Raw genomic sequence first — 22178 nt, forward strand, 5'->3', positions numbered from 1 at the left:
GTCGACTCTTTAACTCTGCAAGTATCCGATTAGAGACTCTTGGCTGGTCAGTTTTTGTGGTTGATTAAGTCTTGTTGTTAGTACCTTCTGGTTGTTAGTACCTTCTGGTTGTTAGTACCTTCTGGTTGAGTAAGTAATCAGGCCAGTTGCTGATGCTGACTCAGTAGTGCAATCGGGAATTCACAGCTGAATTTACTGCCATACCCCAGGCGACTTTCAATACCTAAATGACCGTTGTGACGGATGATAATGTGCTTGGTGATTGCCAGCCCCAGTCCGGTACCGCCGGTATCTGATTTACGGCTTTCATCCACGCGATAAAAGCGTTCGGTCAAATGTGGAATGTGTTTCTGATCGATACCCGGACCATTATCAATGACTTCAATATGAATGCTGGTCCGATCAAGATAGCCTTTGATTTCAATGCGACCGCCACTTTGAGTGTATTTGACAGCATTGATGATCAGATTGCTGAAGGCGCTACGTAGTTCATCATAGCTGCCACTCATTTCAATCTCATTCTCACAGTTCAGAATGATCTGATGTTCACCATTGCTGTAAGTTCTCGCCTCTGCTGCAATGTTTTCCAGTAGATAGTTGAGGTTGACCGGTTGCTCTTCGAGGTTAATCTCGGTGGTCTCTAGTCGGGTCAGAATCAACAGGTCCTGTACCAGATCCTGCATACGTGTCGCTTGGGTCTGCATTTGATGAAAAATACGTAACCAGCGGTCGTTGTCGTCCGAGTAGTCGATGAGCGTCTCTAAGTAGCCGATCAGCACGGTTAGTGGCGTTTTCAGCTCATGACTTACATTGGCAATGAAGTCCTTACGCATGCGCTCTAAGTGCTCAATATGGGTAATGTCCCTGGCGGTGATCAAACGATCATCATTACCAAAGGGGGTTACCGAGATTTCCAACACCATGTTCGGATTGATCGGGCTGTTGATCACTAAAGGGGTGGCGTAATCTTCACTTTCAAAGTACTCAACGAAGTCCGGATCACGAATCAGATTGGTAATCTGTTGTCCGCCATCGTCGGGAGAGCGAAAGCCGAGTAATGATTCCGTGGAGCGGTTCCACCATTCCAGGGTGCCATCGTATTCCGCCATGATCACGGCGTCCTGAAGTGCCGCAGTGGACTGCTGAATACGATCGATGATGGTTTGCAGACGTCGCTTGCCGGATTGGTGTTCTTTTTCTTGGCGATAAATGGAGTCAAATAACTTACCCCATAAGCCTTCACTCAGGGGAAGTTTGTCGAGTTCCTGGTGTTGTAACCACGACTCCAAGCGAGACATTTGGCGCACGTTCCAAAGAACATACGCGGTGAGGCCAACAATAAGGCCAATCAGGGCATGGTCAAAGAAAAAACCAATGAACGTTGTAGCAAGAACTAACAACGTGACACGCTGCAATTCAATATACCAATTACTTAACACCAATTGTCCCCAACGACTACATATAGAGATAAGGGCAAACGATGTCAGTGGTTTACCCCGGAGGTAAGTAGCAGCTTAAACTATGCTGCCTTTGTCGAAAAGCGATACCCTGTTCCTCGAACTGTTTGAATCAGTCCATCATGACCTGTGACAGTGAGTGCTTTGCGTAGTCGACGAATGTGGACATCTACCGTACGTTCTTCCACATACACGTTACCTCCCCAGACGTGATCCAGCAGTTGGCTGCGAGAATAGGCACGTTCCTGGTGGGTCATAAAGAATTGCAATAGACGAAATTCGGTTGGCCCCATCTCAATGGAATCACCATGTGCAAGCACTCTGTGTGACACCGGGTCCAGTTCCAGACCATTAACGCTGACTGTTTCGTCCATGCCTTGTGGCGTGGTTCTGCGAAGCACCGCTTTAAGGCGTGCTACCAATTCACGAGGTGAAAAGGGTTTGGTGATGTAGTCATCCGCACCCGCTTCAAGACCTTGGATTTTGTTGTCTTCCTCACTTTTGGCCGTCAACATGATAATCGGCACATCTGTTGTGAGTTCGTCTTTCTTCAGGCGTCGCGCAAATTCAATTCCAGAAACGCCTGGCAACATCCAATCCAAAAGAATCAAATCTGGTTGTTGATCCACAATAAGAGAATGCGCTACCTGGGTATTTTCTGCTTCCAAGCAGTCATAACCAGCCATTTCGAGAGCAACCATGATCATTTCTCTGATCGGTGCCTCGTCATCAACAATTAGAACTTTTTTTCCCGCCATCACTTTTGCCTGTGTAGGGTTATGGTTATTCAAGAACAAATTTATAAGACAAGCGTATTAGAAGACAGTTTTGTTACAGAAGTATGACATTGTTTGGGTGCTTTGCACAAAATAGCGCCTACTAATTCGTACATTTCATGAAAAAGTAGGGCTTAAGATACGTTTGTGAGGACGGATTGCTTATTAGCGCAGGGCGTAATCCATCAAGATGCCGACAAATATACAGGCACCAACCCAGTGATTGTTCAGGAAGGCTTTAAAGCACATATCCCGGTCTCTGTGTTGGGTTAGGGTGTACTGGTAGACAAAGAGTCCTGCGGCCGCGATGAGTCCTAAATAAAAGCAGATACCGGCAGACAGCTGATTGGCTGCCAAGAGCATTGTGCAGAGTGCTTGAACCTGAAGGCTGACAATCGCAATGTTGTCCATTTCTCCGAATAAAATCGCGGTAGATTTAATCCCGATTTTAAGATCGTCATCGCGATCTACCATGGCGTATTGGGTGTCGTAGGCAATCGTCCATAATAGCGTAGCCACATACAGCAGCCAGGTAACTTCCGACACTGTGTTGGTTTCTGCGGTGAATGCCATAGGAACCGCCCAGCCAAAGGCGGCACCGAGAAATGCTTGTGGGAAATAGGTGTAACGTTTCATGAACGGGTACAGAGAGGCTAAAAATAATGCCCCGAACGACATGTAGATTGTTTCTACATTCGTAAATAGCACCAGTACAAAGGATACACCCACTAAAAAGGCGAACAGGTATAAGGCTTCTTTGGCGGAAACTCTGCCGGAAGTCAGGGGTCGATCCTTGGTACGTCGCACATGCAAATCAAAATCACGGTCTGCGTAGTCATTGATGACACAACCGGCAGAGCGCATACAAATAACACCCAGGGTAAAAATCAGCAGGTTTGAAATGTGAGGAATGCCTTCAGCGGCCACCCAGAGTGCCCATAAGGTTGGCCATAGCAATAATAGAATGCCAATGGGCTTATCCAGTCGCATTAAACGCGCGTAGTCTGGTAATTGTTGACGAATATGAGGGGCTATTTTTTCCATCATGTCCTATCTGTACTCCATTTCGTTCAGGGGAATACTAGGTGGATTATTTTGAAAAGACAACGGGCATGAAGGTCTCTGTTACCAGCAATGTTTTTCGGCTAGCGTTGCAGGTAAAAATGGATCGCCGTCCCCAGTATTCCTGATGGTCCTGGCGATAGCGTCCGATTTCAAACTGGCTGCGTCGATAACGGGGATTGCTGAACAACAAGTGGCCCAAAGGTTTATCTCCCAGGTAGCGCAACTGAAGATCAGGACCATTTAATGTACTTAACGGCACAGCACTACGAGCAGACACCCATACAGTGCCGTCTACGACCAGGTCTACTTCCCGAATCCAGGCAAAGTGGGCAGCACAGCCTAATGATTTTCTTTCATGTGGAAACAGCTTGGCAACGCCTTCATAGCGCACGTTGACTGAGAAGGAATGCTGGCTACATCGAATCAGGCGCTTGGTTAATGAGTCTTTGTTGAGCAACCAGTCGCGTTGTGAATTGGACCAACGGGAGGCGAATTTCCTATATGCTGATGTCCAATGATGTATGTAGAGAGGTGTTCCTGGCATATATATCGATTGCCGATCCATGAAGATATAGTACAAAGAAGAACGGATTATACTGACTTTTATAGAAATTATCCTTTGTAGGATTGTAGGACAAAAGTGAGTGAATTAGAATGCGCTTACCAATTCCTGGTGATATAGTGCGGTCACTGCTTAGTCAGTTCCCTACTCTTGATGTTTAAAATCAAGGTAGAATGCGCGGCACTGTATCTCATAGAACAACATAATTACTAGAAGTTTGAGGAAGCTATATGAAAAAGTGGCAATGTGTCGTGTGTGGCTGGGTATATGATGAAGAGCTTGGGTGCCCTGAAGAAGGGCTTGCACCAGGCACTCGCTGGGAAGATGTACCGGACGACTGGGAATGTCCAGATTGCGGAGTTGGTAAAGAAGACTTCGAAATGATTGAAATTGCTTAACCCGCTACCCTTGGTGCAATTTCAGACACAAAGGAATGTTGCCAAAAGCAACCAGTGTCTTACTTAAAGATCCTCCTTGGAATGAAGCCTAATTTGAGGCTTTGTTTTTTTCTAACTAAGGGTGACTCCATGACAGACAAGAAAGAATTGCCGATCGTAATCCTGGGTTCTGGCCTAGCAGGATACGGCGTTGCTAAAGAGTTTCGGAAATTAAATACCGAAACACCGCTGCTGATTATTACCAATGACGATGGGCGTTCCTATTCCAAGCCTATGTTATCGGCGGGCTTTACCAAAGAAAAAACGGCTGCTGCGCTGGCGATGGCGACAGCAGGCGACATGGCTACCCAATTAAAAGCGTCTATTCGTACTCAAGCGGAAGTAACCTCCATTGACCCTGACGCGCACACCATTTCATTGGGTGAAGACACCATTGAATATTGCAAGTTGGTTATTGCTACTGGTGCTAAACCTCATAAAGCGCCTATGGAAGGCGATGGCTGCGACCTGGTCTTCTCCGTTAATGATCTGGTGGACTACGATCGTTTCCGCCAAGCGGCAATAGGTAAGAAGAAGGTTGTTATTGTTGGTGCCGGGTTGATTGGTTGTGAGTTTGCAAATGATCTGCGTAACGGTGGCTATGAAGTCGATGTTATTGCACCAAGCCAAACGGTATTGCCTTCCATGCTTCCAGAGCAACCGGCTCAAGCGTTGAGACAAGGGCTTGAAGAAGCGGGTGTTCGTTTTCATCTTGGAGCACTGGCGAATCGTGTTATTAAGAATGAAGATGGCGTAAAAGTATGCCTTTCAAATGGTGAAGAAATTGAGGCTGATCTGGTGTTGTCTGCCATTGGTCTTACACCGCGCGTTGAATTGGCAGGTAAAGCCGGATTGGCGTACCGCAAAGGTATTCTTGTTGACCGTACCTTACAGACATCTGAACAAGACATTTATGCACTAGGTGATTGTGCCGAAGTTGATGGTTTAGTGTTGCTTTATGTGTTGCCTTTGATGGCATCAGCACGAGCATTGGCTAAGACATTGAATGATGACATTACCGAAGTTCAATATGGTGCCATGCCGGTAGTTGTGAAGACTCCAGCGTGCCCTACTGTGATTGCAACACCGACGAATCAGGACGGTGAATGGGTTGTTGAAGGTGAAGGTCAGGATCTTAGCTGTAAGTTCCTTGATGCGGACGGCAAGCTTAAAGGCTTTGTGCTGACCGGAGCAAAAGTGGTGGATAAGTTGGCTTTGTCCAAGGAATTGCCGCCTATGCTGGGATAATTACCAGAGCGAATTGTCCTGCCGAAAAAGGGAATATCTGTGTAAGATGTTCCCTTTTTTTATTGCAATATTCCCCTCTCAGCCCCATGGCTAGGCCATTTTTCTAATTTTTTCTGGCAATTGAATCTTTTTGTTCTAGGCTCTATACATTCCATTTGGAATGATGTGTAATCAGAAATACTTAATTGATTGATTAAGTGCTACTTTGATAACAATAAAGAAGGGAACATTATGCGTAAGCCAGAACTTGCAGCTGCGATTGCAGAATCTACTGGACTATCTAAAACTAAAGCAAATGAAGTACTTACTGCCTTGACCGATGAGATTACTCGCGCAGTGAGCGATGGTAATGCAGTTCAGTTGATTGGCTTCGGGACGTTTGAAACACGTCGCCGTAACGAGCGTACCGGTAAGAATCCACAGACAGGTGAAGCAATTAAGATTCCAGCAAGCAACTATGTTGCGTTCAAAGCAGGTAAAGCATTGAAAGAAGCTGTGAATTAATTCGCGGTCGAATTCAGAAAAAGCCGGGCATTTGCCCGGCTTTTTTGTTTATGAATGCTTTAATTCAGCACTGAGTCCTTTATATAAACTCAAACACATCAGTAGTAGCACGACAGTAAAAGGTAGCCCAGTGGTAATGGCGCCGGCCTGTAAGGCGCTCAGCGCTTCTTTACCGCCTCCGTACAACAGTGCAATCGCGATTGCCCCTTCCATTGATGCCCAGAACACGCGTTGTGGAACTGGCGGATCAAGCTTCCCGCCCGCTGTAATGCTGTCGATCACCAAAGAGCCCGAGTCTGATGAAGTAATAAAGAACACCAGCACCAGTACGATGGCAATGAAGGATGAAATGGTGGCCAGCGGTAGATTTTCCAACATCTGGAACATCGCCAGACTGACACTGCTGATACCGCCAGCTAATTGACCAACGTTATTCATGGTCTGTTCAAGAGCAGAACCACCAAATACGGACATCCACACGATGGTGACTGCCACAGGCACCAATAATACGGCGGAAATGAATTGACGAACGGTACGGCCTTTCGAGATACGGGCAATGAATAAGCCCACAAACGGTGACCAGGAAATCCACCACGCCCAGTAGAAGACCGTCCAGCCGTGGAAGAATTTATCATCGTCACGACCGATCCAATTACTTAGAGGTATAATATTTTCAAGGTAGCCTAAGCTGGTGGTTCCCATATAGCTCAAAATAGTCAGCGTTGGGCCAACGATCAGTACAAACAGTAATAAGGTCAGTGCTAGCAGCATATTGATGTTGCTCAGAACTTTAACCCCGCCTTCCAGGCCACGGACAACAGAGATAATGGCGACACTGGTCACCGCAACAATAATGAAGATCTGGGTGGTGATGGTGTCCGGTGTATCGAATAAGAAATGCAGGCCGCTTGATGCTTGTTGGGCACCCAAGCCGAGTGACGTTGCTAAACCGAAGATGGTGGCGAGTACTGCCAGGACATCGATTACATCACCGAGACGACCCCATACGCGTTCTCCAAACAAAGGATAGAAGGCGGATCGAATGGTCAATGGCATGCCTTTGTTGAACGCAAAGAACGCCAGTGAAAGACCGACAATGGCGTAGATGGCCCAAGGGTGAAAGCCCCAGTGGAACATGGTGGCTGCCATTGCCATGCCTGCCCCTTCAGGGGTTTTGGCATCCACGTTTAAAGGCGTTCCCCACCAGTCGGTGTAATAGGCGACTGGCTCTGCGACGCTCCAAAACATCAGGCCGATACCCATACCGGCAGCAAAGAGCATGGCGAACCAGGAGGTCACGGAGAATTCTGTTTCGGCGTTTTTGCCACCGATTTTAATTCGGCCTGTAGGTAACAGCATGATGGCAAAGCAGAAGAGGATGAAGAGATTACTGGCGGACATAAACAACCAGTCGAAGTTGTTTATGGAAAAGGATTTAGCCGATTCAAGCAGGCTTTTGGCTTCCGTGGGCATAAACAGCGTGCCCGCGACGAATAGGATGACCAAGAGTGCGCTGACAACAAACACAGGGTTATGGATATCAAATCCTAACACTTCTATGTTGTTCTCACCGATCTCATGGTCGGTTTCAAATTGATTGGACATGACTCCCCCGATGTTTAGTCTATTTATATAGTGTACTAAACAATTCAGTTCTATGCATTTATGTAGAGGGAGTCAGGCTTTTTTACGCAGAAGGCGTCAGGGTTTTAAACTCCTCCAAATCGTGAAGAGGAACCAGTGCCTCATCGGACAGCATGTAGTCTTTATAGGTATCAGAGCGCTTTAATGCTTCCTGGAGGTATTGGATGGCTTCTTCTTTACGATCGAGTGCCGTATAGGCACAAGCCAGTTGATAAAAGGCGTGTCCGTTTTCCGGATCGATGGCTAATGCCTGATGACAGAGATTTGCGGCCCATTGGGGTTCGTTTAGCTCCAGAACGGCATCGGCCTTATAGGTAATGGCTTCGCAGTCTTCGGGTTTAAGCTTCAGGATTTGGTCATAGATGGAGATCTTATTGTGAATATTGTTATCTTGACCGGCTCTTAGCCACAAGGATTGAATTTCCTGAGTGAGTTCAATCTCGGCCTTGTTTTCCTTGATGTGGCGGGTTTTTTGGTTCAATTGCTTCTCGATGTAATACAAACGCTCTTCGTATTGTTTCACCAATTTGGCAATTTCTTCGTCCGCTAGGGAATGCACCTTGTCTTTGATCTCACGAATCGAGTTCCAGCCGACCAGAACAAGTACGGAACTGGCTGCCGCGATGAGGTAAAAGAAATAGGTAACGGTGTCGGTGGCGTAAGTCACGCCCCGATCAATCGAGTTGATTTCCCGATCGACGATTTGTTGAATTAACTCAGCCTTTTGTGCGCTGAGATCCACCCGCAATTGTTTCAGCTCATCCAATACATAGCGCTCAATGAATGGGCTGTAGAGTGGCTTTTCCAGCGATTCAACGGTTTCCTTCAAGGCTTGTTGCTGGTCTTGTTGCTGGTTTTGTTGGCTGTCCTGACGATTGGCTTGATGTTCCGGGGGTTGATCAGGTGTTGGGGCAGGGGCGGTCTCTGGGAGCGCCGGATTGGCGCTTCCCAGAGTAGAGATAATGAGCGTTAAGGTAAAAGCTATGATGCGAGGCATATGGCCTGTCCGTGGTCGTGAATTTCTACCAGTCGACTGTGAAGGGCCTGAATGGCTTTGTCGTAATCGGATTCGTTCAGAATGAATTGCATATCGACCTGCCTCATGGATTGATGCATCGCCAGCACCGAAATGTCTTGTTCAGCCAATGCATTAACGGCTTGAGCAAGAATGCCTGGTACTTGCATATCGCTGCCTATAGCTGAAACTATAGCAATCTTTTGCTGATTGATTTCGGCATCGGCGAACTCTTCTTGTAATGTTTTAACAATTCGCTTCACGGTTTTCAAATTAGTGGAGACATAATGGGTGATGGTGTTGGCGTTGATGTCCTTAGCCACCAGACCAGCTTTGAAGCGCTCTAGAACACTCAAGATACGGGTGTCGTAGTCGGCTAGATTGCCCGCCATGTCTTGGTCGAAGAGTTCAATGCCATATACGCCTTTACAGCCGGCGATGATTTCAACACGAGGAATGTCACTGACATAATCGCTGGTGATCAGTGTCCCGGTGTGTTCCGGTTCAAAGGTGTTTTTTACCCTAAGCGGAATATCGTTTTGGCGTAACCCTTTTGCAGCTTTCGGATGAATGGCTTCCATTCCTAGGTTAGCCAGTTGATCGGCGACGTCGTAGTTGGTGCGACCAATCGGTACCGCATTTTGCTCGCCCACTAAGCGAGGGTCGGCGCTACTGAGGTGGAATTCTTTGTGAATGATGGCTTCGGCCGCTTGCGTGACGACGGCGATACGACTGAAGGTCATTTCGCTGTAGCCTCGGTCAAAGGTCGACATTAAGCCAGTTTCAGAATGTGCGTAACCGGTTACGATAGGCAGTTCTTTGGTGAGATCAATCCCTGTGAAAGCTGCTGCAATGCGTTCATCCAGATCAACTTGTTTGTCGCTGTCCCAGCCGGTGAGATCAACAAATCGGGCATTAAAGCCGTCTTCCTGAAGCAAGTGTGCCATGTTCCAGGCGCTGTGTGCTTCGCCGATGCTGGCAAGCATTTCTCGTACGGTTGTCAGGTGCTCACTGAGTGAAAAGTGGCCATGCTGACAGAGGGTTTGCAGATTGCTCAGACATTCTCGGACATCAGAGATCCGACTTTCAATAAATGCATTCGCAGTCTGACGCAATTGAGGATTGATGAATAAATCCTGATTGATGGCAATCAGTTGGTACTGAAGGGTTTCCAGTTGGTCGAGCCAGTTGTTGTCATTAATGCTGTCGGCAAATAAGGCATAGATTCCTGGTTGACCGGTTTTCTTGTGTTCCAGCAACTTGTCGGTGATGCCGCCGTACGCCGAGACCACAAAAATACGACCATAAGGTGAATCCGATCCGTGCTTCTTGATGATGTTGTCACGCACGGCCGAATAATCGCTCATCGAAGTGCCGCCAATTTTTTCTACACTGTGTTGATTCATTGTTCACCTGTTTGTTCTGTGCATGCCAGTTCGATGCACTTTTGTTCTATGCACGACTCACAGCAACGGTTTGCCGGAGCGGACTTTAACTTGTACATGTCTATGGGGCTGCCGCACTGTTCACAGCGGCCAGCCTGATCGGTCTCAAGCCACACCAGAGATTGAGTCAATTCCAAAATCTCAAGTTGTGCGGTTTCGATGACTTTTTCTTCGACGCTTTGTCGCTCCTCTTTGGGAGACAAAGGCCAGCCTTGTTCAGGTTGGATCTGGCCAGCAGACTGAATGTTTTCGTTAATAAGCGCCTGTAAAAACTCAATCCTGAGCTCGATCAACTCCCTTAATTCATTGTGTTCGTTGGTTGTCATGGGAACCTCTACGGGATCGGGCGAATCGACCTCCTGGCTGCCAGAAACTCTGGGCGTGGAGGCGCTTCGTCAAACGGAGCAACCACTTTGTTGCTCAGTGCGTTGTAGACAAAAAACACATTGGATCTTGGGTGTGGCGAAATATTACTGTTTGATCCATGCAACGTATTGCTGTCAAACAGAATAAGACTGCCTGGTTGGCTGAGTGCCTGCACCATACCATATTGACTGACCAACCCCGAAATATTGGCGGGGTTCGGAATGCCTATTTGCTGCTCTTTAAGGGAGTCAATGTAATGGTGGGCAGGTGTTTGTTCGGTACAGCTGAGATAATGATGATGGGATCTCGGAACAAACATCAGTGGGCCGTTGGTTGACGTGTTTTCGGTCAGTGGAATCGACATACTTAATGCACGCATTCTGGGCATGCCGTCTTCAGTGTGCCAGGTTTCAAAATCCGAATGCCAGTTGAAGCCGTTTCCGTTGAAGCCGGGTTTGTAATTCACCCGGGACTGGTGAATGTAGATGTCATCGTTCAGTAGGTAGCGTGCTAATTCAATCAGGCGTGGATCTTCACTGAGCTCTTCGAAGCGTTTACTGAGAATATGCACTTCGAAAATAGAACGGACGTCCTGTTGGTCTTTTTCCAGAATGAATCGGTTATCAGCTGTCCGGGTGGAGAGTGAGCAAAGGTGATTGAGTTCATTCTTAAAGTCAGTGATCTCTTCGGGTGGAAATACATTCTTGATGATCAGGAAGCCGTTCTGTTGATAAAACTGAATGTCCTCACGGGAAATTGGAGGACGAACGGCATCATCAGAATATACACAAGGGTCTTGTCGTGGAATGATCTTCGCTGGTTGCCCTTTACGTGAAGGGTAAAGATCAAGATTAGAGTTCAGGGGGCTGAGCTCTGTGACAGACATAAAAATAATATCTCCTATGGTATGGTTTGGTTTGGTTTGGTTTGGTTTGTGTTGTGTTGGTATGGATCTCAATTCTTCCAGACTGATCGTCGTGGCTGACAGTAAAACCTAGTCGATGGTTTCTGCGGTCAGCTCGTAAGCGCCTTCTGCGTTATGGACTTCCTTGCCGTTCAGTGGCGGATTAAAGACGCAGGCCATTTTCATTTCAGAGAAAGCACGCAAAATGTGTTTGTCGTTCTTGTCCAGAATGTAAATCGTCCCTGGTGAAATCGGGTATACCTTGCCATCGGCGAGGGTCTCTACTTCTCCTTCCCCGGACATACAGAACACCGATTCCAGATGATTCTGATAGTGCATTTGGAAATCCGCACCTTTATAAATGGTGGTGATGTGGAATGAGAAGCCCATGTTGTCATCCTTCAATAACAAACGGGTGCTGTCCCAATTACCTTTTGGGTCTTTAATGAAACGGTTGTTTTGTTCTGCTTCTTGTAATGTTCGTACAATCATAATGTTCTTTTCATATCGAGATTAAAGTGAGTCACTGCCTGGTGGGTAACCCATTCGGCAGTGATTTACTTGATTTAAGGGGAGGAAGAGAATCAGGCCGCGTTGGTATTGTGGCTCTGATCGAAGTAATCGTACTCTTCAGGAATTGAATCCTCTTTCGCACACACCTCTTTAATGGCTTGCTCAACGATGTCGATGCCTTTCTTGAGGTCTTCATCGCTGATGATCAGCGGGCAAAGGAATTTCACAATGTGATCGTCGGCACCACTGGTCTCAATGATCAGGTTGCTTTGGAAGCACTTTTTGGTGATTTTGCTGGCCAGCTCGCCGTTGACGCAGTTAATGCCACGGAACATGCCTCGACCTTTTGCAGTGAAATTGCCTTCACCGTATTGGGAGGCGATGGCTTCAAGGCGTTGACCTATGTATTCGCCCTTGCGCTTAATTTCTTTCGAGAACGTGTCGTCCGCCCAGTAATGATCCAGGGCTTCTTTGGCCGTAACGAAGGCGAGGTTATTACCACGGAAAGTCCCGTTATGTTCGCCCGGTTTCCATTGATCAATTTCCGGTTTCATCAGTACTACGGCAAACGGTAAGCCGTAACCACCCAGTGATTTAGAGAGTGTGATGATGTCCGGCTCGATACCAGCTTCTTCAAAGCTAAAGTAATCGCCGGTTCGACCACAACCCGCCTGAATGTCATCAACAATAAGCAGGATGCCATGCTTACGACAGACCGTTTGAAGGTTTTGAAGCCATTCGACGCTTGCCGCATTGATACCACCTTCGCCCTGAACCGTTTCAACAATTACGGCCGCAGGCGAGTTAATGCCACTGCTGGAATCGCTTAGTACTTTATCCAGGTAGGCAGTGGTGTCGATGTCTTCGCCCAGATAACCGTCATATGGCATGCGATGTACACCGTTGAGGCTCACACCTGCGGCATTACGGTGATGAGAGTTACCGGTTGCAGCCAGTGAACCCAGGCTCACGCCGTGGAATCCGTTGGTAAAGGTGACAATGTTGGATTGACCGGTCACGTTACGGGCAATTTTCATCGCCGCTTCCACGGCATTGGTGCCTGTCGGACCGGTAAATTGAACGACGTATTCCATGCCGCGTGGCTTCAGAATGCGTTCATTAAAGGTTTCCAGGAACTCACCTTTTGCCTTGGTGTGCATATCCAAACCGTGGCTGATGCCGTCGTTTTGGATGTAGTTAATTAGCGCATCTTTGAACTTAGGGTTGTTGTGCCCATAATTCAGTGTTCCGGCGCCGGCCAGGAAGTCCAGGTATTGATTGCCCTCTTCGTCCCACATGTGTACGCCTTGTGCACGGTTAAAAACTCGTGGAAAAGAACGTGCGTAACTTTGTACTTCTGACTCAATCTCATCAAAAATCTTCATTTCTTAACTCCTTGGAGTGTCTTGATTCTGTTCAACTGCTTATGAATTCAGTGTCGCAACGTGTTCGGTTTGAAACGGCCCGATATGGACCAGGTGTTCCGTGTCGTGCTCGTTGTTCAGGTGACGAGCGCGATCAAATAAAACGGATCTCTCAAGCGGAGCGTTGAGTTCTCGTGCCAGACGTTCGAATAATTTCCAGGAGCCGGTATTCGACGCTGTGATTGATGTTTCGAGATGACTGATGTGAATACATTGCGGTCGTTGCAAGATGTGATTCAGCATCTTGGATGCCAGGCCAATGCCTCTTGCAGATGATGCAACGGCAACTTGCCAGATGAATAAGGTGTCAGGTCGTTGCGGGATGATGTAGCCGGAAATAAACCCAACCAGTTTTGAATTGTAGGTGGCAGCGACAGAGGTCGCAGCAAAGTGATGACTTTGTAATAGATTGCAGTACATGGAGTTTGTATCGAGTGGCGGACACTCAGAAACAAGCTTGTGTACGAGAGCACCCTGTTCTGCATTAGGTGCTTCAAGCGTAATGTTATCGATTTCCATTTTTATATGTCAAATATTTAGATTTCTAAATATTTAAATCCTGTGTTTTTGAAGAATTCGCGATATATTGTATGTAATTTACACTATTATGTCTAATTTGCTCGGATTTAGTGCAAATATAGTCGTAATTTTGATAAATTTCATTCGGGTTATAAATATTGTGTACTAAGTAAAATTAAGAAGTATAAGATTTATTAAGCATGAAAATGCTTATGATTGAAGGTTTTTATTTGTAGGTTTGTGGTTGAAATTTTATGGCTGAAAATAATTCTGATGGGCAATGGCTCAGCTTTATCATTGCTGATGAATGCTATGTGCATGATGTGACTTACATTAAAAGCATTGTGTTGTATGACGTACCGCAGGAAGTGCCGGGTGCGATTGATGGCATGGAAGGCATTCTCAATGTCCGTGGTGAGGCGATTTCCATTTTCTCCGGTCGACGTGTGTTGGGGATTCCAGCTGGTGAACCGAATGATCAGTGGCGGATTATTTTGTTCGACTACCCTGGCGGCAGTTTTGGCATCATCGTGGATGCTGTGGATTCATTGGTGAACTTCTCTGAGCGTGATATCGACAGAAATTCCCAACAATCTGAATCTGAACTTATACAGGGAACGATTCATTTTGATCAGCGGCTGATGATTGTTCTGGATTGTGGCAAAGCCTGTGTTCGTTGGTTAAATGAATAGGGCGCAATCCGTTATGGGCGGATCTGGGGGAATTGATTGTTTTTTACTTACCTCGGTAAATGGCTGAGGTATACTTCGTGAAACTAGAGAGAAGCGCTGTTTCAGAGGTTAATGAGTTGAAAAACATTGACGAAGTGTTGGTGGCACTGCGCCGTGTCATACGAGCAACGGATTTACATTCCAAGTATTTGTCCAAGACAACAGGTCTTACCGCCCCCCAGATTTTATTGCTGCAATCAATTCGCGATAAGGGTCAGGTGACGATCGGTGAGTTAGCGGCGGAAGTCAGTTTGAGTCAGGCAACGGTTACTACGATTTTGGATCGCCTGGAGAAGCGAAATTTCATCTATCGTGAACGTTCATCCACTGATAAACGTAAAGTGCATGCCTTTCTGACCGATCAGGGCAGCGAAGTGCTGAAAGATGCTCCGACCCCTCTGCAAGAAAGTTTTGCCAAGCAATTCAACGATCTTCATGAGTGGGAACAGACAATGATTATTGCTTCCCTGCAGCGAGTTGCATTCATGATGGATGCACAACACATCGATGCGTCTCCGGTATTGGATGTAGGAACCCTGGATCGCCAGATCACCAATCAAGATAAAATAGACGCTTTCGAATCTAAGTAATGCCTCAATGATCTTCGCGCAATGGATGCACCGACGTTGGCTGTTGATTTTTTCCCGGTTATTTTGGCTGGTGTTGGTCTCGGTTGTCTGGTCTTCGCCTTCGGTGTCGTTTGCCGGGACTGACTGTGATCGGTTATGCAAAGCGCAATGGGCGGTTCGTTTGTCGCCCAGTCCTGCCATTGTTGACCAGTTTGGTGTGCAAATGGAGGCTTGGGCAAGCCTGTTAATGGAGATCAGTGATGCGCCCACCTACCTCACTTATATGGACAGCTATCAGTTGATGGCGGCCAAAGACTTGAGTCAGTATGGTGCCCGTTACCTGAGGCGAAAGTTGAGGGGTAAAGAGCTGACGGAGTTATTTGACCATCTGAAAGACCAACAGGCGAAAGGGTTGGCAAAACAATTGAGTAACACGCTGACCGCTGATGAGGCGGAGGTCGATGCCTACATTCGGAAGTTGATGTGGGTTCGGATGCGTGAGGCGCGACGCTATCTGATTCGCCGGTTGGATGAGGTCTATGGCTTGTCCCGTCTTAGTTATCTGTTGCGCTATGAGAGTCGGGAGTTTGTTGGACAGTACATGCTTCAGCAAGCCGAACGCTGGAGTGTTGGTGTCGACCGCGCGGAACTTAAGTCCTTTCAGGATCAGATCAACGAATGGTTGATGTCAGAGATTGATGTCGACCCTAGTCAGTTTCAAACCAAGAATTATCATCAAGTGATCAGTCGATTAACCTATGTGCTGCGTAACGTCAGTGATCAGGAATTGAGAGAGGCCATTTCGTATTATCAGCACCCGAATTATCAGGTCATGCTGGAGCTTATTGAGAAGGCGTGGACTCTTCACTTTCAGCGTTTGAGGGTAAAAAACAGCCTTTCTGACCAAGACTCACCAGTTCAGTAAGTACTTCGCAGAAGTGCTCCAACTTTTCCTGACCAAATTTATCGAGCATGTGCTCATTAAACTGATCCAGCATCGGCTGGACTCGTGCTAACGCGTATCGCCCTTCCTCGGTAAGATGCAGAGTAAAGGCTCGCTTATCGACTTCTGAACGCTGCTTTTCGATAAGCCCTTTTTTGGCGAGACGCTCAACCATACCGGTGATAGCCGAGGTGTCGAGTCGCAGTCCTTTGGCCATGTCTTTCTGCTGACAACCGTCGTGCTTTTCCAAATAGAATAAGGCGCCAGCCTGTGGGCCGGAAATACCGGAGACCTGCATTAAGGCGCGGTCTACCTGTAGGCTCATCTTGTGTTGAGCCTGACTCAGTAAGAAATAAATACGTTTATCGTTTGCCATGAAGGGGTTAACTGACTCGTGATACTGCTGGGTCGAAATTGATAATGGATTATATGTTACCGAGCTTGCAGGAAGCTCAGCAACACAACGATCCGGTTGCTTCATGAGTATTACTTCATAAGTACTACTTCATGAGAGCTTGGGCCATATTCTTCAGATCGTTACTGGATTCAATGACCTTCTCAATGATTTCGTCTACATTCTCTGCTTTGAGGCCCAGTCTATCATAGAGCTCGGGTGGCACATAACCAGACGCCGCATTTCCGATGCCCCGCTCTTTCAATTTGGCTTTAGCCAGATAAATCAGATTGGCGTAAGCATGGAATTTTCCATCGTAGTTCGGGTCCAGTTGGTGTTTCAGGCCACAGCAAATTTCTTCCGGCATTTGCCAGTAATTCATCAGCCAGCTGCCAATCTGGTAACGGTTCACGTTCACTACTTTGTCATCAATGGCCACGTCAGGCAGGTGGCGGTTGACCTCCAGGTGACGGCACAGTTTTTCAAAGTGTGGTGGGAAAACATAGGCCAACACCAAATAGCCAATCTCATGCAACAAGCCAGAGAGGTAACTTAGACCGAACGACGGGCGTTTCTCACGAGGAATCGCGGTAACTAAACCACCGATGCAAGCAGCCACAAACACCGACTCGTACCAGAACGGGGTGTAGCCATTTGGTCCGTCTTTCGGCATCGGTAGGGTTTTGCCTAATGACAAGCCGAGCGACAGGTTCAGTACCATGTCGAAGCCCAGTACGCGCATACAGGCATCATGAACAGATCTTACTGTCCCCGGCGGGTTATAAATCGGTGACGAGGCCCAGCTGACGATTTGTGCCGCCAAACTTGGATCGGTTTCGATAATGCCGGTCAGCTTATCAATGTCTGCACTCGGATCGGTTCTCAAGCGGATAATTTGCTGAGCCGACGTTGGCAGGGGTGGGATTTCCATTGTTTCTTCCAGTCGTTGCTTCATTCGCGTTGGATTGAAGGCAACTACAGCATTTTGAATGCTGGCGCGATCCTGATCTGTGGTGGTGTTTTGGATACCACAGTTACGGATGTCTACTTGAGCGGTAATTTCTTCCGGACGGGCTTTCGGGCACAGCTTCATAAAGTCCCGGGTGTCGAGGCGAATCCAGTTGTTGTCTTTACCGGATTCAATGTACAGATACGGTAGCTCAAGTAGGCTTTTATCAATAATGACTTCAAGGCGTGTCAAGGCTGGCACAGCGGGCAGCGTTTCAACATTGATGGTCTGACAGATCCGGGTAATGGTGTCTTGCTTGGAGGGCGTCAGCGCACGGCCTGTTGCATTATTTAACAGTGTGAGGTCGAGAAAACTGTTGTATGGGGTAATGACCTGAACCTTGCCAATCTGATCGCCTAGTATGGTCGAGCGAGTACAATGGCGTAAAACTTGGTCTTCTTGAGTGAATCCATCGAGATTTTGTAATTCTTCTTCGATTGTGTATTCAATCTGATTCTTGGTAAGTAACAGCTTTAATGAGGCTGCAATTGACATATAAGCTCCAGCAAACAACGTCTTATGATCAACACCTGATCAAAAAAATAACTTACCTTAGTTTAGACCAAATCTTCAATTAGTTTTGGCTGGTATCGGTGATTATTCGCTGGATCTGCGTTTTTAGTTGCTGAATCGTCTCTTCAACGCGACGATTTTGCTCTTGAAAGGGGATATCCGATGGTGTGGTTTTCTGCAACTCGCCAATCAGTACGGTAAGTTCATTCACTAAGGCATGAACAGAGACAAAGTCAGTCGCATTGATGGACATCGGTGTAGATGCTTCTGACACCTGTTCTTTCAAGGCCGTCAGTTGCGTGGTGATGATGTCATTAACCTGGTGGGTGGCCGATAGCAGTTGCTTGATGTGACTTTCGACCGTTTGTGCCGCTTCGTGAGATTTATACGCCAGTTTGCGTACTTCATCGGCTACTACTGCAAAGCCCCGCCCTTGATCGCCTGCGCGTGCCGCTTCAATGGCGGCATTTAAAGCCAGCAGATTGGTTTGATCAGCGATTTCCTGAATGGTTTTAAGCTCGGTTTCCATGCCGGAGGTGGGTTCCAGAATCTGGTTCCAGGTATCGGAAAAGTCCATCTCGGTAACGCGTGAGCGCAGTGCCTGGATATAACCATCCTGCTCGGCTTCCCGTTCAGCCTGTTGGCTAAGCAGGTTTTGTTGTTCTGTTTCTATGCGAGTGATGTCCTCTGACAGCAGTGTTAAGGTGCGTTTGAGGTCTTGCTGCGCTTTCTGAAGTATGACCTGAGGCGTACTGTTTAACTCAGCGGCAGACACCGATTGTTGTTCTTCAAGTTGATCAACCAGTGATGCCAAATTATCGAGAGCTTCCTCTGTGACCACTGGTTCTGGGGGGGCTATAGAAACGGCGGTTGCTGTGCTCAATGTTTCATGGTCGTTAACTGCCGGGAATCGACTTCGATTGATTAGCCACAGAGCCACTATGATGGTAATCAGAGTGGCCATCAGACTGATTAACCAGGTCCAGACATTGGTATCGGCGCTAATCGGTTGCGGTTGGTGGTTTGCGGTCAGATCTACATTCCAGGTATTAAAAAAACGAACGCTGTTTGAAGCTGCATTCTCTGCAAGAGTTAGCTGGTACTGAGTGTCAGGCATGGGATGCGTTGAAATGGCGTTGGTCAAAGCGGTCATTGAAAAACTTAATGCAATGTAACCGAGGGTCTGACGATCCTGTTCCAACTTGGTCAGAATAAACGCTTGAGGCTGATTTCCTGCTGGCAGATAGTCGCCGAACGGAATGTTATGTACCTTCAAATTACTGTGTTTTTTGAGTCGTGTCTGTACATAATCGGCCAGATTGTTTTGCGCGGTGGTGACAGTCGAAAGATTCGTCCCCAGGTCGATGCGTTTGCTGGCGGAATAAATCACCCGCATGTTCTTGTTGATCAGCAATACGTCACTGGCACCGCTGAGTTTCACCATGCGTTCAAAGGCCGGATGGAAGGTACGATGAACTTTGTCGTAATCATCGCTGCCGCTGGGACCTTCGAAGCTCATAGCTTCTTTGGGTGGATAGATATTCCCGGCGAGGTAACGAATCTGTAATTGCTGGCCTACGTCATCCAGTGAGCTAAGCCATTGACCCGAGGAAACACTGGCGCTGCTGAACAGCGATGCTTTTTCTCGGCGATAAAAGGCATCCAAATGCTGGTCTTCACTGAGCTTCATATTTCTGAGAAACGATACGCCCATTTCAAAATGGGTGAAGGCATCTTGAGTCCAGCTTTGGTCGCTCAGTTCGGCAAGTGTTTGGGAGTAACGATTGAGTTGATCGGAGACTTGCTGAGTGATCAATTGATCGAAATGTGCACGTTCTTTCTGTTTACTCTGCTCAAGTTGTTCGGCAACAAACGTTGACTGGAAATGATTAATCGCCGTCGCTGAGATCGCTGCCGCAATCAGCATAACAATCGCAAGAATAAAGCTAATGCGCCAGCGTTCGGTCATATACAGTTCACAACCCAAAGAGTATCTAATTCGTCAGAAATTAAGTTTAGCTTGTTAATTCAGTGGTTTAGACGTTATCGGCCATCTAGGCGCGAAAGTTTAATGAAATGTCTGAAAGAAAAGTGTAGTTCAAGAGTAATGTTTTGTAGCGAGGGGAGGTCAGAGCACTGCCGGGCAGTTGCGCTCTTAGGCGAAGCTCAGGGCTAAGGTGGATTGCACCTTGGCCCTGCATCGCGTTGATTTGTTTGGCTGTCAGGCGCTGATGCGCGATATGTTCTGTATGAAACTTATTGCGCGTCTAAGGCTTGGCGTTGAACAGCGATGATTTCGCTGATGCCTTTCTTCGCCAGTTCCAACATAGCGGTTAACTCTTCAGGACGGAACGGCTCGCCTTCGGCGGTGCCCTGAATCTCAACAAAACCACCGTCTTCCGCCATGATCACATTCAAGTCGGTTTCCGCGTTTGAATCTTCCGGATAATCCAAATCCAATACTGCGTGCTCATTGTAGATCCCCACAGACACGGCGGCGATCATTTGCTTGATCGGGTTCTTCTTGATCATGCCTTCTTTCAGCATGTGGTTAACAGCGTCCATCATCGCCACACATGCACCAGTGATGGATGCTGTACGGGTGCCGCCGTCGGCCTGAATAACATCACAATCGATGGTGATGGAGTTTTCGCCCAAGGCTTCAAGATCGACTGCTGCACGAAGCGAACGACCGATCAAACGAGAAATTTCAACCGTACGACCGCTTTGCTTGCCTTTCGCCGCTTCACGCATCATGCGGCTGCCGGTAGAACGTGGCAACATGCCGTATTCTGCGGTAACCCAGCCTTGGCCCTGACCTTTCAGGAAGCCAGGAACGCGAGATTCCACGCTGGCGTTACAGATAACTTTGGTGTCCCCGAACTCAACCAAAACAGAGCCTTCCGCGTGACGGGTAAAGTTACGAGTGATTTTGATGTCTCTCAATTGGTCGGTAGAACGTCCGCTTGGGCGCATAGTGAATTCCTATAGTTGACTAAAATGAATCGATGAAAAGCGAAGCATTATAACATTGACCTGAAGTGTTGCCAGAAAAGCGCTACAATTCAGCTCACACTTTCTCCCTGATCTACTTATTTCCGGATCAGGGCGCTACGAATTATTGCTCGGAGTCGATCCACCGGATGAGATCCGACTCAGGTAAACACATTGGGAATCACTATGATACGCAGTATGACCGCCTTTGCTCGTGCCGAAGGCACCTTTGACTGGGGGACGCTGACTTGGGAACTAAAGTCGGTGAACCATCGTTATCTGGAAGTTTATCCAAAACTGGCGGAAGGCTATCGCGATTTGGAACAAGTGGTTCGTGAAACCGTAAGAAAGAACCTCAATCGAGGGAAGGTTGAGCTGCAATTAAAGGTTCAAACCAATGTGGATGCCAGTGCGGCTATTGAAGTGGACAGCGAACGGGCACAAGAAGTGATTAATGCCCTCTCCAAAATCAATGAGATGATGGACAAGCCGGGGTCGATCAGTCCTTCCGTGATTCTTAACTGGCCGGGCGTTCAGGTACTGCCGGAGCTGGATCGCAAAGCCATTCTGAACGATGCCGCGCAGGTGCTGAAAACGGCGTTGAATGAATTGACCGAAACCCGAGCTCGTGAAGGTGCGGAGCTGAAAACCTTCATTAAAACCCGTCTCGACAGTGTCTCTGACATCACCGCGCAAGTACGCGTCAAATTACCCGAGATTTTGCAAAAGCAACGCGAAAACCTGCAAGACAAACTCAATGAATTATCTGGCGAACTAGACAACCAGCGAGTCGAGCAAGAGATCGTTTTGTTGGCCCAAAAAGCCGATGTCGATGAAGAAGTAGATCGCCTCGACGCACACGTTGCGGAAGTCAGCCGTGTGCTGGATCAAAAAGGTCCGGTGGGACGTCGTCTGGATTTCTTGATGCAGGAAATGAATCGCGAAGCCAATACGCTTTCATCTAAGTCTATCGTCACCGAAACCACCCAATGCGCGGTGGAATTGAAGGTGTTGATCGAGCAGATGAGAGAGCAGATTCAGAATATTGAGTGATATCTACTTTAGTCTATGCTTGTATTTAAGTTATTGATTTTAAATGATTTAATTTGGTTTTAATTCTATCGGAGTCTATTGGGTTTTATCTGT

The 22178-nt window shown here is 47.4% G+C and carries 23 protein-coding genes; 7 read left to right on the forward strand and 16 right to left on the reverse strand.

Annotated features, from left to right (window positions below; translation table 11 throughout):
• Window positions 1-137: 137 nt before the first annotated feature.
• From phoR to QQL66_RS17465, 4 genes are all read right to left on the reverse strand, one after another.
• On the reverse strand, window positions 138-1439 hold the full coding sequence (gene phoR, locus QQL66_RS17450) for a phosphate regulon sensor histidine kinase PhoR (protein WP_284383160.1): 1302 nt from the start codon (window positions 1437-1439) through the stop codon (window positions 138-140).
• Between the two features lie 80 nt (window positions 1440-1519).
• Complete coding sequence (gene phoB / locus QQL66_RS17455) at window positions 1520-2215, reverse strand: phosphate regulon transcriptional regulator PhoB (protein WP_284383161.1); 696 nt, start codon at window positions 2213-2215, stop codon at window positions 1520-1522.
• A gap of 183 nt (window positions 2216-2398) precedes the next feature.
• Window positions 2399-3280, reverse strand: coding sequence for a 4-hydroxybenzoate octaprenyltransferase (gene ubiA, locus QQL66_RS17460; protein WP_431356924.1), 882 nt, complete (start codon window positions 3278-3280; stop codon window positions 2399-2401).
• 43 nt (window positions 3281-3323) lie between these two features.
• Window positions 3324-3842 (reverse strand): chorismate--pyruvate lyase family protein, encoded by a 519-nt coding sequence (locus QQL66_RS17465; protein ID WP_284383162.1) that lies wholly within the window; start codon window positions 3840-3842, stop codon window positions 3324-3326.
• 248 nt (window positions 3843-4090) lie between these two features.
• Between QQL66_RS17465 and QQL66_RS17470 the strand changes: the two genes are divergently transcribed.
• From QQL66_RS17470 to QQL66_RS17480, 3 genes are all read left to right on the forward strand, one after another.
• The gene (locus QQL66_RS17470; protein WP_284383163.1) at window positions 4091-4258 is read left to right on the forward strand and encodes a rubredoxin; all 168 of its coding nucleotides are present in this window, start codon (window positions 4091-4093) and stop codon (window positions 4256-4258) included.
• Window positions 4259-4387: 129 nt separating this feature from the next.
• A complete protein-coding gene (locus tag QQL66_RS17475) occupies window positions 4388-5545 on the forward strand; it encodes an NAD(P)/FAD-dependent oxidoreductase (RefSeq protein ID WP_284383164.1) in 1158 nt (385 codons plus the stop codon).
• 231 nt (window positions 5546-5776) lie between these two features.
• Window positions 5777-6049 (forward strand): HU family DNA-binding protein, encoded by a 273-nt coding sequence (locus tag QQL66_RS17480; RefSeq protein ID WP_284383165.1) that lies wholly within the window; start codon window positions 5777-5779, stop codon window positions 6047-6049.
• A 48-nt stretch (window positions 6050-6097) separates the two neighbouring features.
• Here the strand turns inward: QQL66_RS17480 and QQL66_RS17485 are convergent, their stop codons facing one another.
• From QQL66_RS17485 to ectA, 8 genes are all read right to left on the reverse strand, one after another.
• A complete protein-coding gene (locus tag QQL66_RS17485) occupies window positions 6098-7654 on the reverse strand; it encodes a BCCT family transporter (protein WP_284383167.1) in 1557 nt (518 codons plus the stop codon).
• An 82-nt stretch (window positions 7655-7736) separates the two neighbouring features.
• On the reverse strand, window positions 7737-8690 hold the full coding sequence (locus QQL66_RS17490; protein WP_284383168.1) for a tetratricopeptide repeat protein: 954 nt from the start codon (window positions 8688-8690) through the stop codon (window positions 7737-7739).
• Complete coding sequence (locus QQL66_RS17495; protein ID WP_284383169.1) at window positions 8675-10114, reverse strand: aspartate kinase; 1440 nt, start codon at window positions 10112-10114, stop codon at window positions 8675-8677. The genes QQL66_RS17490 and QQL66_RS17495 overlap by 16 nt, the downstream gene beginning before the upstream one ends.
• Window positions 10111-10479: a hypothetical protein gene (locus QQL66_RS17500; RefSeq protein WP_284383170.1), complete on the reverse strand. Its 369-nt coding sequence runs from the start codon at window positions 10477-10479 to the stop codon at window positions 10111-10113. The genes QQL66_RS17495 and QQL66_RS17500 overlap by 4 nt, the downstream gene beginning before the upstream one ends.
• 8 nt (window positions 10480-10487) lie before the next feature.
• The gene (locus tag QQL66_RS17505) at window positions 10488-11405 is read right to left on the reverse strand and encodes a phytanoyl-CoA dioxygenase family protein (protein ID WP_284383171.1); all 918 of its coding nucleotides are present in this window, start codon (window positions 11403-11405) and stop codon (window positions 10488-10490) included.
• A gap of 108 nt (window positions 11406-11513) precedes the next feature.
• Window positions 11514-11915 (reverse strand): ectoine synthase, encoded by a 402-nt coding sequence (locus tag QQL66_RS17510; protein ID WP_284383173.1) that lies wholly within the window; start codon window positions 11913-11915, stop codon window positions 11514-11516.
• Between the two features lie 92 nt (window positions 11916-12007).
• Window positions 12008-13321, reverse strand: coding sequence for a diaminobutyrate--2-oxoglutarate transaminase (gene ectB, locus QQL66_RS17515; RefSeq protein WP_284383174.1), 1314 nt, complete (start codon window positions 13319-13321; stop codon window positions 12008-12010).
• 39 nt (window positions 13322-13360) lie between these two features.
• Window positions 13361-13879, reverse strand: a complete 519-nt coding sequence (gene ectA / locus QQL66_RS17520; RefSeq protein ID WP_284383175.1) for a diaminobutyrate acetyltransferase — start codon at window positions 13877-13879, stop codon at window positions 13361-13363.
• A 254-nt stretch (window positions 13880-14133) separates the two neighbouring features.
• Between ectA and QQL66_RS17525 the strand changes: the two genes are divergently transcribed.
• From QQL66_RS17525 to QQL66_RS17535, 3 genes are all read left to right on the forward strand, one after another.
• Window positions 14134-14571, forward strand: coding sequence for a chemotaxis protein CheW (locus QQL66_RS17525; protein WP_284383176.1), 438 nt, complete (start codon window positions 14134-14136; stop codon window positions 14569-14571).
• Window positions 14572-14648: 77 nt separating this feature from the next.
• Complete coding sequence (locus tag QQL66_RS17530) at window positions 14649-15200, forward strand: MarR family winged helix-turn-helix transcriptional regulator (protein WP_284383177.1); 552 nt, start codon at window positions 14649-14651, stop codon at window positions 15198-15200.
• Window positions 15201-15207: 7 nt separating this feature from the next.
• Window positions 15208-16104 carry a hypothetical protein gene (locus tag QQL66_RS17535; protein WP_284383178.1) on the forward strand — a complete coding sequence of 299 codons (897 nt, stop codon included), beginning with the start codon at window positions 15208-15210 and terminating at the stop codon, window positions 16102-16104.
• On the opposite strand, the gene QQL66_RS17540 is transcribed toward QQL66_RS17535, so the two are convergent.
• The 4 genes from QQL66_RS17540 to rph form a co-directional block, all read right to left on the reverse strand.
• Entirely contained in the window at window positions 16022-16603 is a 582-nt protein-coding gene (locus QQL66_RS17540; protein WP_284383180.1) for a MarR family winged helix-turn-helix transcriptional regulator, read from the reverse strand. The genes QQL66_RS17535 and QQL66_RS17540 overlap by 83 nt on opposite strands.
• Window positions 16604-16622: 19 nt before the next feature.
• The gene (locus QQL66_RS17545) at window positions 16623-18020 is read right to left on the reverse strand and encodes an HDOD domain-containing protein (protein ID WP_284383182.1); all 1398 of its coding nucleotides are present in this window, start codon (window positions 18018-18020) and stop codon (window positions 16623-16625) included.
• A gap of 79 nt (window positions 18021-18099) precedes the next feature.
• Window positions 18100-20007 (reverse strand): methyl-accepting chemotaxis protein, encoded by a 1908-nt coding sequence (locus tag QQL66_RS17550; RefSeq protein ID WP_284383185.1) that lies wholly within the window; start codon window positions 20005-20007, stop codon window positions 18100-18102.
• 287 nt (window positions 20008-20294) lie between these two features.
• Entirely contained in the window at window positions 20295-21014 is a 720-nt protein-coding gene (gene rph / locus QQL66_RS17555; protein WP_284383187.1) for a ribonuclease PH, read from the reverse strand.
• A gap of 204 nt (window positions 21015-21218) precedes the next feature.
• On the opposite strand from rph, the gene QQL66_RS17560 reads away from it, so the two are divergent.
• On the forward strand, window positions 21219-22085 hold the full coding sequence (locus QQL66_RS17560) for a YicC/YloC family endoribonuclease (RefSeq protein WP_284383189.1): 867 nt from the start codon (window positions 21219-21221) through the stop codon (window positions 22083-22085).
• The last annotated feature ends 93 nt before the right edge of the window (window positions 22086-22178 follow it).

Origin of the sequence: Litoribrevibacter albus, from assembly GCF_030159995.1 — a bacterium.
Lineage (GTDB): Bacteria > Pseudomonadota > Gammaproteobacteria > Pseudomonadales > Litoribrevibacteraceae > Litoribrevibacter > Litoribrevibacter albus.